Source organism: Peribacillus sp. ACCC06369, assembly GCF_030348945.1.
Classification (GTDB): Bacteria; Bacillota; Bacilli; order Bacillales; family DSM-1321; genus Peribacillus.
Genome location: NZ_JAUCEN010000002.1, coordinates 2,402,954 through 2,417,896, shown reverse-complemented (window position 1 = coordinate 2,417,896; position 14,943 = coordinate 2,402,954). Strand labels below are relative to the sequence as shown.

Below are 14,943 nucleotides of genomic sequence, written 5' to 3'. Positions count from 1 at the left end.
TTGAAATCATTTACCCGTAAATACCGGTTTGCGCTTTTCCTTGAATGCTGACAGACCCTCTAGTCGGTCGCGGGTTTTTAAGGTTGTCTGATAGCAGTCTTTTTCAATTTGCAATCCTGTGTTCAAGTCGGTATCAGCCCCTTGATTGATCGCCGCTTTTGCTGCCCTGAGTGCTAATGGGGCATTGCCCGCAATTTCCCCAGCCAGTTTTTTCGCTTCCTCAAGTAATTGTTGGGGCGGATATACATGACTGATGATTTTCAAGGCATGTGCTGCTTTTGCGTCCAATCTCCTTGCTGTATAAATCAGTTCTTTAGCTGTAGGTATTCCGACTATTCGCGGCAGGCGCTGAGTACCGCCGGCGCCCGGGATGATTCCTAATGCCGTTTCCGTCAATCCCACTTTTGCCGTTTCCGATGCGATGCGTATGTCACAAGCTAGAGCCAACTCCAGCCCTCCGCCAAAAGCCGAGCCGTTAATTGCAGCGATGACTGGGACTGGAAGGTTTTCTACAGCCGTAATCGTCTCACCGATCAGCTTGACTGTTTCCTTGACTTTATCATCATTCATCCCAGCTCGTTCCTTAAGGTCAGCACCTGCACAAAACGCCTTTTCCCCTGCTCCCGTTAATATGACGGTTCGTAAATTGGAATCCCTTTTCAGTTCATCCAACCCTTCGATTAAGCAATGAAGCAATTCCGTGGATAATGCATTGGCAGCATCCAGACGATTCAAAGTCACGATGGCAATTCCCTTTTCCTCATGACTGATCTCAACTAATGAAGTCATAAATTCCACCTCAATTTTCTTTTTCCGCGTTATATACAGCCATTTGATGGCTAGGCAATGGCTTTTCCAAAAAGCTTTGCATCATGGTCGCAGCCTTAGTTAGTTTTTCTTGATTGATTCCCGTGTGTATTCCCATATTATGAAGCATATGAATCAGGTCATCCGTTGCCACATTGCCGCTCGCACCTGGTGCATACGGGCATCCCCCTAAACCACCGAGCGAAGAGTCGAAAGTGACCACTCCATAATTCAGTGATTCGAGTACATTAGCGAGTGCCATGCCCCTTGTATCATGAAAATGGAGGGCAATTTGGCTGATATCATATCTTTTAACAGCCTGTTCAAGGAACAAGGCAACCTGTCTTGGAGATGCAACCCCGATGGTATCACCCAATGAGACCTCATTGATTCCGTATTCAAAAAGTTGATCACAAACACGGAAAACCTGTTCGGTTGAAACCTCCCCTTCATAAGGACAGCCGAAAACGGTTGAAACATAACCCCTAACCGTTTTCCCGCTTTTTGCTGCTGTCCCGATGACATCCTTCAATACTGGAAAGGTATCGGAAATCGATTTATTGATATTTTTAAGATTATGAGTTTCACTGGATGACATGAACACTGAAATTTCATCGATATTAGCCTCTAGCGCCGACTCAAGTCCCCTTTGATTGGGTACAAGGGCAGCATAAGTGATACCGGGATTGCGCTTAATTCCCTTAGCCACCTCAACGGCATCACTCAATTGAGGAATCCACTTTGGATGTACAAAAGAAGTGACTTCTATATAAGATAGTCCTGTATCAGAAAGATGGTCGATCCAATCGATTTTGCTTCGCGTAGGTATGATGACCTTTTCATTTTGTAGCCCATCACGCGGACCGACTTCCTTAATTATCACCTTTTCGGGCCAATTCATCTTACCCCTCCGTCCCTTTATTCAATGACGGCCAATACATCGCCCTCATTTACAAAATCCCCCTCATTCACTTTAAGTTCTTTGATGGTGCCGGCATCCTCAGCTCCAATCGGGATTTCCATTTTCATGGATTCCAAGATAATGATATCCTGTCCCTCGGTTACACTTTGCCCCTCGTTCGCTACGATCTTCCAAACGCTTCCTGCCATGCTTGCTTTTAATTCTGCCATCTTATATTCCCCCAGATCATTAATGTTTTAAAAATATGCGTTATACAGTCAATTTTTTTATATATTTCCCAATGAAATCCGTAGTCGTATCCCCTTGGGAAAAAGCTTCATGAGAAATTATTTCCCTCAGCAATGGAAGGTTTGTTTTGATTCCTTCTATGTTATAGCTTTCCAGCGCTTCTCTTAATCTCTCGATTGCTTTATCCCTCGAATCGCCGCTCACTACCAATTTGGCGATCATCGGATCATAAAAATGCGAGACGACAGAAGTTCCATGAACCGCCAATTCATGACGGATCCCCTCACCTTCAGGAAGTTCCATGCTGGTGATTTTCCCCGGTGCTGGGTAAAAGGTTTTCGGATCTTCAGCATATATGCGCACTTCAATGGAGTGTCCATCCTTTTTAATCTTTGCTTGTGTGAATTCCAGTTTGTTGCCTGACGCTATTTTAATTTGCTGCTCGACTAAATCCAGTCCCGTAATTTCTTCGGTGACAGGATGCTCAACCTGAAGGCGCGTATTCATTTCAAGGAAATAGAAATTTTTATCCGCATCAACTAAAAATTCGAGGGTACCCGCATTGCTATAACCAATGGATTTTACCGCTTTCACTGCAGCCATTCCCATCCTGTTTCTTGTTTCTTCGTCTAGGAAAGAAGAGGGAGCTTCTTCCACGACCTTCTGGTGACGCCTTTGAACGGAGCATTCCCTTTCCCATAAGTAAACAGCATTCCCAAAGGAATCCGCCAATACTTGAATTTCGATATGACGAGGTTTCTCTATCAATTTTTCAATGAACATATCTCCATTGCCAAAAAACAATTGGGCACGTTTTTGGTTCCCTTCGAAGGCTTTGGAAAGTTCATCTTCATCGGCAACGGCCTGCATGCCGATTCCCCCGCCGCCCGCCGCTGCTTTTAACATGACTGGATATCCAATCCTTTCGGCAACGGCTGCCGCTTCTGCGCTATCAATTAATGGACGTGAAAATCCTGGAACCAATGGAAGTCCCGCTTCCTCCATCTTTTTCCTTGCCTCGACTTTATTCCCCATCTGCTGGATGACCTCTGGTTTGGGACCAATGAATATCAAGCCGGCTTCTTCGCAAGAACGGGCGAAATCTGCATTTTCACTAAGAAATCCGTAACCTGGATGAATGGCATCGACTCCGGTTTCTTTAGCGAGTTCCAAAATCTTATCGACGTTCAAATAGCTTTCCTGTACTCTTGAACCACCCAATAAATATGCCTCATCTGCCAATCCCACAAATGGCGAATCCGAATCTGCTTCCGAATGGACGGCGACAGTAAGTATTCCCATCTTCTTGCATGTACGAATAATACGTGATGCTATTTCTCCTCTGTTTGCGATAAGAATTTTTCGAATCATTCGATATCCTCCTTATTTAGTGTGTTCCGATAGTAGGTCAAGAGTTTGTTCCCGAAGCTTATACTTTTGGATTTTTCCGGATGCAGTCATTGGATAAGCATCCGTAAATTGAATGTAACGGGGAATTTTATGAAAAGATATTTTCCCTTTGCAATACTCAATCAATTCTTTCTCCGTAAGGGTTTCTCCCGCTTTCAAAATGATCCATGCCGCTACCTCTTCCCCATACTTTTGATCTGGAACGCCGAGTACCTGTACATCGACTATTGCAGGATGTTGATAGAGGAATTCTTCTATCTCACGGGGATATATATTTTCCCCTCCGCGAATGATCATATCTTTCAGCCGACCTGTAATCTTGCAATAACCATTTTCGTCCATCACCGCTAAATCTCCCGTATGAAGCCAGCCTTCCCGGTCAATCGCCAGCTCAGTAGCTTCCGGGTTATTATAATATCCCTTCATCACATGGTATCCCCTTGAACAAAGTTCACCCTGTTTGCCCCGCTGGACTTCTTCCCCAGTAGCTGGATCGATAATTTTCACTTCCACTTTCGGCAAGGCCCTACCCACTGAGGAAACACGAAGTTCGATTGGGTCATCCGTTCTTGTCATCGTAATTCCTGGAGATGATTCCGTTTGACCATAGGTAATCGTAATTTCCGAGATCCCCATCTTATTCACCACACTTTTCATGACTTCGATCGGGCATGTTGAGCCTGCCATGATTCCAGTCCGTAACGAACGTAAATCATACTGGTCGAAGTCATCGAGATTAAGTTCAGCGATGAACATCGTCGGTACACCATGAAGCGCCGTACATTTTTCGGATTCAACGGCCTGAAGGACTGCGCGTGGATTGAATTCCACGATGGGCACCATTGTTGCCCCTACAGTAACAGAGGCCATCGTACCAAGGGAACAGCCGAAACAATGAAAAAACGGAACGGGGATGCAAAGCCGGTCATCCTTGGTAAGCTTCATGCATTCCGCAACATTCAATCCGTTGTTGACCAAGTTTGAATGCGTTAGCATCACACCTTTTGGAAATCCTGTCGTCCCTGATGTATATTGCATATTAATCACATCACTTGGACCCAATTCCCCCATCCTCATGTCCAGCGACTCCTCCGAAATGGATTCGCTCCCACTAATGACTTCATCCCAGGAAAACGTGCCGGGATAACGCGTTTCGCCTAAAACGATGATATTTTTCAATTTTGGCAGTTTCTCAGATTGTAATTTTCCCGGTTCTGCATTTTTCAATTCAGGTACGATTTCATACAGCGTTTCTATATAGGAATGATCCTTATATTGTTCCATCAGGATAATCGTCGTCGAATCCGATTGCTTTAGCAGGTATTCCAGTTCACTTGTACGGTAATTAGTATTGACCGTAACCAGCACCCCGCCCATTTTCGCAGTGGAAAATTGGGATATAAGCCATTCCGGTTTATTGGACGCCCAAATGGCGATATGTTCCCCTTTTTCAATATCGAGTGACATGAACCCCCGGGCTGCCTTTCGGCAAATCTTTTCAAATTCGCGATACGAATGGCGAAGGCCAAGTTCATGGTAAACCACAGCTTCATTATCACCATATTGTTCAGCTGTCTTTTCAAGCAGTTTCCCGATAGTAACATCTAGCAAATCGGACATCATACTCCTCCTATCAAATAAAAGTAAGGATGAACGCTTTTTGCTGTTTAGATAACATCTGCTTTTCACCTAAATGAACCCTAGCATCATTGTTCATTTTGCGTTCCAAAAAGATTAACAGCCTAATTGTCTGGCGATTACGATTCTTTGAATTTCGGATGTGCCTTCCCCAATTTCCAATAACTTAGCATCTCTTAAATAGCGTTCCACTTCATATTCGCGCATGTAGCCAGAACCGCCATGTATTTGAATCGCTTGATTGCTGGCACGGAACGCGGTCTCACTTGCAAAAAGCTTGGCGTATGCCGCTTCCTTTGCAAAAGGTTTTTTGTTGTCTTTTAACCATGCTGCCTTATATACCATATTCCTAGCCAATTCAATTTCCATCGCCATGTCTGCAAGCTTGAATTGAATCGCCTGGAAACTTGAAATGGATTTACCGAATTGAACCCGCTCTTTTGAAAAAGCTAAAGCCTTGTCAAAGGCTGCTTGTGCGATGCCGACGGCCAAAGCTGCAATCGAAATCCTGCCGCCATCCAGCGTGAATAAAAATTGTTTGAACCCTTTGTCTGGATCTCCCAATAAATTTTTCTTTGGCACGCGGACATTATCAAGAATGATTTCACACGTATTGGAAGCGCGAACTCCCATTTTTTCATAATTGCTATTGATAGTAAGTCCTTCTGTATCCGTTGGCACGATGAATGCAGAGATGATGTTCTTGCCCCGGGAATCCTTACCCGATACAGCGGTAACGGTGATGGTTCTTGAATAGCTGGCATTGGTTATCCATGTTTTCTCGCCATTAATCACATATTCATCACCTTCTAATACAGCAGTCGTTTTCGTACCCCCAGCATCCGAACCCGCATTGGGCTCTGTTAACCCGAATGCTGCCAGAGTTTCACCTGTCGTGATTGGAACGAGATATTTTTGCTTCTGTTCTTCGGTTCCAAAATAGTAAATTGGACTTGCCCCAAGTGAAACGGCTGCTGCATAGCTTAAGCCGGTTCCTCCGCATGCCTTGCCAATCTCTTCAACCGCAATGGCATACGAAATCGTATCTCCGCCCGAGCCGCCATATTCTTCGGGGAACGGAATTCCAAGCAACCCAAGTTTCCCCATTTTTTTGAATACATCCTCCGCAAACATCGACTTGGCATCCAATTCTATCGCAATTGGTTTAATTTCCTTTTCGGCAAATTCCCTAACCATTTCCTTAATCATCTGTTGTTCTTTTGTAAGTGAGAAATCCATTTGTTCATTCCCCTTCCTTTTAAGACCGACTAGTTGGTCTGTACAAGTCATATTTTCTGTTTAATCCGCAACCATTTGGTTTTTCAGTAAAAATGGCTGGGTTATTTCCGCTTTCTTTTGTTTATCTGTCAATAATGCCTGGAGAATTAAATCTACGTAGATATCACCGATTTCATCGATTGTTTTTCCGCCGTCCCTTTTGTACCATTTGTAGGACCAGTTCACCATGCCCAGAATCGACATCCCGGTTATTTCAACAGGCAATTCACTGCGGAACACTCCCTTATCAATACCTTCTTTGATGACGGAAAAAATGATTTCCTTATACATTTGACGCTTTTTTTTAATTGCTTCAACATAAGGTGGCTTTAAGTAAATGCTTTCTTGATAGAAAACTGAGATGTGTGGTTTATAGAGGTCAAAAACTTTAACGAATGATTGAATGATCTTTTGCATTTTTTCTGTTGGATGGGTACTTGCTGAAATGGCTTCTTGTGCTTTTGTTAAAACATATGAAATAAAGTAATCATGAATGACAAATAAGAGCTCATCTTTGGAAGAGAAATGGTGATAAAAACCACCCTTGCTAGTTCCGCATGCCTTAACGATTTCGTTAACGGAGACACCATGAAAACCATGCTGATCGAAGAGTGTCAACGATGTTTCAATTATTTTTTCTTTTAACTCCGTAAGACTGCACCCCCTATTTGTATCCGCTTACATTTAACAACATAAAGAGTGTTGCTATGTAGTTAATTGGATTTATTTAGATTTTACCAAATATTTAAAAATTGTCAATTTTTAATTATAAACAAAAAAACAGCCCTCAAATCCAAGAGCTGTCAACTTACTTTATTTAAGTAAGATATGCCTGAACAATGATTCATTCAAATTATCCCTTTACCAATCACACTGATTATTTATTATTCTTTGCCTTGACTGGTTTTACCTGGGCTTTTACAAGCTTCCATCCATGGTTATAATTCCAGACTGATTTAATCTCAAATATCGGATCACGTTCATCGGACCCTTTCACATTTTGGATTCCCATAAGCCCCTTTCCTTTTCCCAAAACGGTCTTGAGGTCCAGTGAAGAGTATGGATCAACCAAAAGCTCGGTAGGTTCATTAAGCTTTCCATTACGATAAATGCCCAATTCATCATACGTTTGTTTTCTGGAACTGACATCTATCACCACTGGCTTTTGCCCTTCAATTCTGATTTCCGCTTTGTATCCGTCTAAAAATTGGGCCATTACGGGAACGGATGGAGGTACTTCCAATTCCTTAACTTTTCCATCTTTAAACGTATAGGCGTAACTGGTTATCAAACGGTCCTTGCCTTCCATCAAAACCGTGACCAATACATCCTGGACCCCGTCATTATTCAAGTCCGCAACCTTGAGATCAGGTTTATACCCTGCGTCAAGCGAGACACTGATTGTACGGCGATTGCTTTCAACGCTTAACTCAATTTTCTTCAGAAACTTGCTTCCTTCCTCATATGGCAACCCCTGAACCTGGATGATGTCTATTTTCTGGTCACCTGTTACATCCCTTTTTGTTGAAATATATGTGCCATCAACCTGAAAATTCTTATCATGTGCTTCAACCGCTTGATAGCTCAAAAAGAGTGAGATGACTAAAACCGCATATTTTAGCAGATATAACTTTTTCATAGTGATAACCTCTCTTTTCCAAGATGAACTAATTTGACATTTGGCGCCGTTTGAACTTTCGACGCTGATCTTTCATGAAGATGGACCAGAAATAATAGAAACCTGGCACTAATATCGCAAAGCCCACGATATATGTGGCAAAAACGGCACGGAATGAAGTCGGGTCGGTAAATCCCGAAAGAATCGTGACATTCGGATAAATGATATAGGGTAAATGTGCGATTCCATACACATAACTGCCGATCAAATACTGAATGATAATCGCTATTACGGCGAGGCGAGGCATCCCTTTAACCTCCCGCTTAGAAAAATAGGGCAGGTACAGAGCTACCCCGCTAATGATGAAAAAGACGAGCGAGACGAGTAATAATGCAGAGTTTCTCATCATCCCTTCGTAGATCCAATACGCTTCATTTTTTAACGTGAGCATTACCAGCAGAGCCATGGCTAACATAAGCGGTCCCGTTATCATCGCATCCCTGCGGTATATTTTGTATGCTTTCATTTCATCAGCCTGTTTTGAGTAATCAGATAGGAGCAAAGATGATAAAAAAAGCGTGCTCATAATCCCAAACCCCACAAATGCATACTCATTCGGGCTCGTGAAAAGTCTCGAAAGATTCAATTCTTCATTCCCTCTCACTCCCTCGACAAATCCCAGATGGGTGATTGGCAATACGCTGATTAATAGTCCGGGTATGATCAATCCCGTTAATCCTGATATATACGTTAACGCTTTTTCATATTTGTCTACGCTATGCGAGAAAACCAAGAAAGCACTCCTAATGCATAGCAGGACCAAAATCAGGCTCGCGGGAACGATCAAAGCTACCCCGATCGGAAAAACTGCACCTGGAAATAAACTGTAAATCGCAATGACAAGACCAACGACAAAAGTATTAGTCACCTCCCAAGTCGGTGATAAATAGCTATTCGCTATCTTCGTAGCATTCGTTTCCTCCTTTTTAATGTAAGTCATTGCCCAGAAGCCAGCGCCAAAATCCATGGAGGCCATGATGGCATAAAGAAAAATAAAGCCCCACACAAGTGTTATTGCAAGAAGAGCATCACTCATTCGCCTTCCCTCCCCCTTTTATGAATTCGAATCGAAAAGCCTTACATTTTTCTGTTCGGCTTTATATATATCATCCATCACGGAATGTCGTTTGAAATAATACAAAAGTGTAAACACGACCGAAACGCATAAAATGATATATACAAGAATGAACATCGTGAAAAGAAATCCAAGGTTTTCGTACGAGGTGACTGAGTCCTCTGTGGTCAGCATCCTGTATATCGTCCATGGCTGCCTGCCTGTACAAGCAAAAATCCAACCGCATTCGATTGATATCACCGAAAGCGGCCCTGCAGCAACAAACAGCCAGAGAATCCATTTCGGATAAGTCTCCTTTTTCAGCCACTTATTCCAAACCAATGCAAACAGTGCTAACGCAATTAAACCTGAACCAATGAGGACCATGGCGTTGAATAAGATATGGACATAAAGCGGCGGCCAATACTCTTCTGGAAAATCATTCAAACCCGTTACGACCGTATCGAAACTATTTCCAGATAGGAAGCTTAGTACCCATGGAAATTCAATCCCATACTTCACTTCCTGGGCTTCCCTATCTGTATAACCGAATAAGGTAAGTCCAGCATGGTCCGTTGTTTCGAACAATCCTTCCGCAGCCGCCAATTTTTCTGGCTGTTCCCTATATAAATGCTGTGTAGTCGCATGACCATTCAGTGCCGTCAAAAAAGAAAAAACCAAACCTAATACAATACTGAGCCTGAGTGCTTTCTGGTGAAAATTAAATTCAGTAGTCCCATATTTATTTTTCAGCATCTTATAGGCTGCAACTGCCGCTACGACAAATGCTCCTGTAGTATAAGCAGTCAGGGCCGTATGTCCTGCAGTCACTAAGAAACTTGGGTTAAAAAATGCCGCCCAAGGGTCGACATCGACGATTTCCCCATTTTCAAACCGGAACCCAGCAGGTGTCCCTTCAAAAGCATGGACATTCGATATCAAAACAGCCGAAGCCATTGCTCCGAATGCAACAAAGAATAAACTCACGATTCGCGCCCATGGCTTGATTTTTTCAGCAGCATACACATAGATCGACATGAACAACGCTTCAACCATGAATGCATAAATCTCGATTTGGAACGGAAGCGCCATGACACGCCCAATCACTTCCATGAATCCAGGCCATAATAGTGACAATTGTACACCCGCAATCGTACCGGTCGGAATCCCGACCCCAAGTAAAACCCCTAATGTTTTGGTCCAGCGTTTAGCCATGACAACATACTGTAAATCCTTTGTCCTTTGATACATCAATTCCGCGGCCAACATCATCATCGGCAACCCGACGCCGATCGTTGCAAATATGATATGTACAGCCATATTCGTCCCGAACATCGCACGGGCCATTTGTATATGATCCATACTGTCTTCCTTTCTAACCTTTGTCTCTTGGTAGTATCTCCTCTGTAAAGGAAAATATTTAATAATTTTCCACAAACAAAGTTTTCAAAGATTTTACAGAAAGTCAGTAATTTACTTAATGATGTTTTTGGATTATTTTTTATTCAATATTCTATCGAGGTTATTCTTAGGATATATATTTCGGTTAATCGCTTCTTAACCTCGCTTAGATTGCATGTACGAACGGCAATTTTATTATAACTGTGCAAGTAATAAAGTATTTATAAAATAAATTACTTCCACTTTAACTTGTAATTTATTCTTCCGCATAACGATCGGGTCACCAAACCATTACCATTGACATCACTAGGAGTGGAATCAAAGATTGCCGCGAATTCTTCACAATCCTCTAAAGAACATTCATTTTTATATTTCCTTCACATAAAAAATACACACATACCCTACAAAATAGTAGTCTATGTGTGTATTGCGGCCGGCATTGACTTTTGCCCAGTTTTAGGAATGATTTTCCTATATATCAAATTAAAAGTACGGGTACTAGCCTATATATATTTATTTATTATCCGTAGAACTATCTTGGACATAAAAAGAACAATACAATTCAAAATTAACTTTATTGCAAAAATAGCTCTATGTTTCCATCGAGTGGTTTTGGCACCATAACGAAGGACTTCTATAATAAAAAAACTTTCAGAAGAGGACATGTTCGGGGGGATCTTTTCCTCCATCAAACATGGATAAAGCAGTTACTTCTGGGTGAAAACGGAAGGCTCAACTCCATCATTTTGTTGAGATCGATAGCCGGTGAAAACTTTTACTTATTCATCACCCATTCGAACAGGTTCTTTCAGTAACTCGTACAATGTTATCTAACTTTTGAATTACTTTTTTTATAATAAACTGGATTGAACTTAGTAAATCAAATACTTCACTTTGCTTATTGTCCGGATTTTCAGCTTGATCGATATTGATAAGGATTGCCTCTTACCTTCTTTCACCTCGTAGGTTATAAGTTTTATCTTCTATATGAAAGTTAAGGATAATCTACATTTAAAAACGTAGCCACATCTTTGCTTTTTTGTTTTCTCTGGTTCCGCATTTTTGCTCGATCTAATGCCGTTTCATGTAATTTTTTTTCTTCTTCTGTCTCCGGAATAACTTTTGGAACACGTGTTGGACGTTTTTGTTCATCAAGTGCAACAAATGTTAATAGAGCAGTCGCTGCAATTCTCCGTACACTGCTTTTTAAATCTTCAGCAATAATTTTTACAAATACCTCCATTGAAGAAGTGCCTGTCCATGCCACATAAGATATAAAACAAACTGAATCCGTTGTACGAATGGGATGTAAAAAGTCAACTGAATCTGTTGAAGCAGTTACACATTCACTTCGACTATGACGTGCTGCAGAAATCGATGCCACTTGATCGACGTCACTCATTAATCGGCCGCCAAATAATGTATTATGATTGTTCACATCATTTGGAAAAATACGACTCGTTCTTATCACCCTTGATTCTTTGCAATATTTTGCTTCTATAAACCCGTCCTCCTAAAACATGGGCCTGAAATCACCTATGTAAACTTTTAGTATATGGTAATATTATGATACAATTTTGAGTTTTTATCCTTCACTTTCGGCCTACATAGCTTAGTGTTCCGAGAATGCGCAGGTTGCTTTAAAATATCATTCACCATCTGCTGTTGCTCCAGCTCTTTGCGAAGCAATAAAAGCTCCTCCTGTTCGAGTAACTGTTGTCTTTCTCTTGGAAGGAACCAGACTTTTCATATTGGTGAAGCCACCGGTCAAGGGAGGACGTGGTCAGATCATACTCATCACTGAGGGTTTTCTTTAATTTCCACTTCCGTTGAAACTGAATCATTATCAATGAATTCTACTTATTATTAACAACGTAAATCTTGCTTCTTATGCATGATCAAAGATAAAGCGGAGAAAGAGACAAGATTTATGCTTATGTTTTTCTATTATAGAAAATAGTAGATGTGCCTATTTGTTTAATTTCCCAGTTTCGAACTCTAAACGTAAAATATCTTACTATGAAAACTTCACCCATTATTATTAACTCATCAATTATTTAGAAAAGAATCCTTTAAGGGCAAATGCAATATTTTGGGGTCTTTCTGCCAAGCGACGCATAACATAACCAAACCAGTCGTTACATAAAGGAATATACACACGCAAATATATCCTTCTTTAGCTAAAATTAGTTGCATGTCTATTCTAAATCCATATAACATCTGAAACTCAAATTGGTTACTTGGAATATTGTGTTTTTAAACAAATTCTTTTACGCTGGCAATTATACGATGATCATGGGACACAATCGCCGTATAACTACCACTCAGCAAATGCTCTTCATGATTCTCATATAATTTTTATGTGTGCACTCACTAAAAATATGAAACTATACGGACTCCAATTGTTGTGCTAAATTAACGTTTGGTTTCAATGGACAAAGCAAGAAAATAAATTCTTGAAATTCAAAACGATGAATTTAATCATTTTGAAAAACTTCCTTGCCACGCTTAATGCCTCAGTTATTTAATATCCACTTTCTTTATTGCTTGATCAACTTTTATTTATATATATTAGATTGGTGCGATCTTTCCAATATTTTAATAAGGTTGCGAATAGCATTCTTCGTTATTTCATCCCATTGTTCAAAAAAGGCTGAACACTGCTTCTCTAACTTTCTAAATTAATTTCGGCTCCATCATAAATAGTAGTCTTAAGATAGTTAGCTGCCGAAAAAAAGGCATCATCTTTTAACCACAAATCAGCAGCTTATTCATCTCCTGTACTTTTAAATTATCTAAAAATTGAGTATTCCACATAAGGGATAAACCTAGTGGAATATGATAGCAATAATCAATCATGACAAATTAATGAAGATCCTTCATAAATGGTGGACCCATGAGAATATGATAGCGTATTAGGAAAGTGTAACAAGAGAGGAGAAAAACACTTTGTCCTTTTTCAAAGATCCGCTATCACCCGATCAAATGCTTGCTGTGATCAGAAATGGCCTGGGTCCTTCCCAAATCCCCAAAAGGATAATAATCATTGGTGCCGGCATGTCAGGGTTAGTTGCAGCATCCCTTTTAAAAGAAGCGGGGCACGATGTAACGATATTGGAAGCAACCGGGAGGGTCGGAGGGCGTGTTTTGACCATACGGGAGCCATTTTCAGAAGGCTCCTACCTTGAAGCTGGTGCCATGCGCATTCCGAATTATCATTACTTAGTTGCGGAATACATCAAGAAGTATGGTTTACGAGTCAACACTTTTGTGAATGCGACTCCTAATGATCCCATTTATGCCAATGGAATCAAGACGACTGCTGCCATATATCAACGAAACCCGGATATACTGAGGTACCCTGTAGCTCCGCATGAAAGAGGTAAAACAGCTGAAGAATTACTCAACATGGCAATTAAGCCTGTGACTGACTTCATCATTCAAGACCCACGTAGAAATTGGGAAATAGTCATTAAAGAGTTTGATAAATACTCCATGAGCTTCTTTTTGCAGTACAATCCAGTAGGAATCAGTCTATCAACAGGGGCGATTGAAAGCATCAAAGTCCTGATGGGTATAGAAGGATTCCCTGAACTTTCTTTTCCTGCCATACTTCGGGAGCTTATGCCGCTCTTTAATCCAGACGTAAATTTTTTTGCAATCGAAGGAGGAAACGACCGGCTTCCTAATGCTTTTCTACCTGAATTGAAGGATAATCTAAACTTCAGATATGAAGTGACAAAGATCGTTCAACATGATAATCAAGTCACCATCCATTCCAAACATACTCAAAGCAAAAGACCCTTAACGGTCACCGGTGACCTTGCCATCGTGACTATCCCTCTTCAATTGCTGCAATTTATGGATATTGAACCCCGGAATTCCTTTTCCCATAATAAGTGGAAGGCAATAAGGGAACTCCATTATGCTGCGTCCACAAAAATTGGACTTCAGTTCACACATAGGTTTTGGGAAAAGGAAGGAATCTTCGGCGGTAAATTGACGACCGATTTGCCCATTAGATTTTCTTATTACCCCAGCCAAACGAGCAACCAGAGTGAATCCGGTCTCATCTTAGCAAGTTATACATGGGAAGATGACGCCACTTTGTGGGATATCCTTCCAGAAAAAGACCGTTTACAGCACGCATTGAAAAATTTGGCAGTGATCCATGGAAAACAAGTATATGATCATTTTTTATCAGGAGCTTCATATAGCTGGACCCTGAATCAGTACGCATACGGCGCTTTCTCCATGTTTAAACCCGGTCAGGAAACGGACTTATTCCCATACATTCCCACTCCAGAAGGAAGGGTCCACTTTGCTGGTGAGCATACATCAACCGTACCTGCTTGGATTGAAGGGGCCGTTCAATCCGGCATCAGGGTTGCACATGAAGTGACGAATCTGCCTAGAACTTTCTATTAGACTTTATATAACGAAGGGACTTTTTGAACCATAAAGTTTCAATCGACTAAAGAGCCATGACAAAAAACCTTCCCTTTGGAAGGTTTTTCTTCTTATGAC

At 41.3% G+C, this 14,943-nt stretch carries 12 protein-coding genes and 1 pseudogene; 1 reads left to right on the top strand and 12 read right to left on the bottom strand.

Translation table 11 applies throughout. The features are described from left to right. Positions 1 to 6: 6 nt before the first annotated feature. From QUF78_RS12635 to QUF78_RS12580, 12 genes and pseudogenes are all read right to left on the bottom strand, one after another. Complete coding sequence (locus QUF78_RS12635; RefSeq protein ID WP_289324925.1) at positions 7 to 789, bottom strand: enoyl-CoA hydratase; 783 nt, start codon at positions 787 to 789, stop codon at positions 7 to 9. A gap of 10 nt (positions 790 to 799) precedes the next feature. Next, positions 800 to 1,708, bottom strand: coding sequence for a hydroxymethylglutaryl-CoA lyase (locus QUF78_RS12630; protein WP_289324924.1), 909 nt, complete (start codon positions 1,706 to 1,708; stop codon positions 800 to 802). A 17-nt stretch (positions 1,709 to 1,725) separates the two neighbouring features. Next, a complete protein-coding gene (locus tag QUF78_RS12625) occupies positions 1,726 to 1,938 on the bottom strand; it encodes an acetyl-CoA carboxylase biotin carboxyl carrier protein subunit (protein WP_289316554.1) in 213 nt (70 codons plus the stop codon). A gap of 40 nt (positions 1,939 to 1,978) precedes the next feature. Then, on the bottom strand, positions 1,979 to 3,328 hold the full coding sequence (locus tag QUF78_RS12620) for an acetyl-CoA carboxylase biotin carboxylase subunit (RefSeq protein WP_289324923.1): 1,350 nt from the start codon (positions 3,326 to 3,328) through the stop codon (positions 1,979 to 1,981). Positions 3,329 to 3,340: 12 nt separating this feature from the next. Continuing rightward, positions 3,341 to 4,978 carry an AMP-binding protein gene (locus tag QUF78_RS12615; protein WP_289327307.1) on the bottom strand — a complete coding sequence of 546 codons (1,638 nt, stop codon included), beginning with the start codon at positions 4,976 to 4,978 and terminating at the stop codon, positions 3,341 to 3,343. 123 nt (positions 4,979 to 5,101) lie between these two features. After that, entirely contained in the window at positions 5,102 to 6,244 is a 1,143-nt protein-coding gene (locus tag QUF78_RS12610; protein WP_289324922.1) for an acyl-CoA dehydrogenase, read from the bottom strand. Positions 6,245 to 6,304: 60 nt separating this feature from the next. Further along, on the bottom strand, positions 6,305 to 6,916 hold the full coding sequence (locus tag QUF78_RS12605) for a TetR/AcrR family transcriptional regulator (RefSeq protein ID WP_289327306.1): 612 nt from the start codon (positions 6,914 to 6,916) through the stop codon (positions 6,305 to 6,307). 244 nt (positions 6,917 to 7,160) lie between these two features. Beyond that, entirely contained in the window at positions 7,161 to 7,922 is a 762-nt protein-coding gene (locus tag QUF78_RS12600) for a hypothetical protein (protein WP_289324921.1), read from the bottom strand. A 28-nt stretch (positions 7,923 to 7,950) separates the two neighbouring features. Further along, positions 7,951 to 8,997 (bottom strand): cytochrome d ubiquinol oxidase subunit II, encoded by a 1,047-nt coding sequence (locus tag QUF78_RS12595; RefSeq protein WP_289324920.1) that lies wholly within the window; start codon positions 8,995 to 8,997, stop codon positions 7,951 to 7,953. A gap of 18 nt (positions 8,998 to 9,015) precedes the next feature. Continuing rightward, complete coding sequence (locus tag QUF78_RS12590; RefSeq protein ID WP_289324919.1) at positions 9,016 to 10,377, bottom strand: cytochrome ubiquinol oxidase subunit I; 1,362 nt, start codon at positions 10,375 to 10,377, stop codon at positions 9,016 to 9,018. A gap of 1,033 nt (positions 10,378 to 11,410) precedes the next feature. Further along, complete coding sequence (locus QUF78_RS12585; RefSeq protein WP_289327305.1) at positions 11,411 to 11,917, bottom strand: acyl-CoA thioesterase; 507 nt, start codon at positions 11,915 to 11,917, stop codon at positions 11,411 to 11,413. Between the two features lie 552 nt (positions 11,918 to 12,469). Further along, a pseudogene (locus QUF78_RS12580) lies at positions 12,470 to 12,776 on the bottom strand (proline dehydrogenase family protein); the annotation flags it as partial. A gap of 625 nt (positions 12,777 to 13,401) precedes the next feature. On the opposite strand from QUF78_RS12580, the gene QUF78_RS12575 reads away from it, so the two are divergent. Then, the gene (locus tag QUF78_RS12575) at positions 13,402 to 14,844 is read left to right on the top strand and encodes a flavin monoamine oxidase family protein (RefSeq protein WP_289327304.1); all 1,443 of its coding nucleotides are present in this window, start codon (positions 13,402 to 13,404) and stop codon (positions 14,842 to 14,844) included. Positions 14,845 to 14,943: the final 99 nt, after the last annotated feature.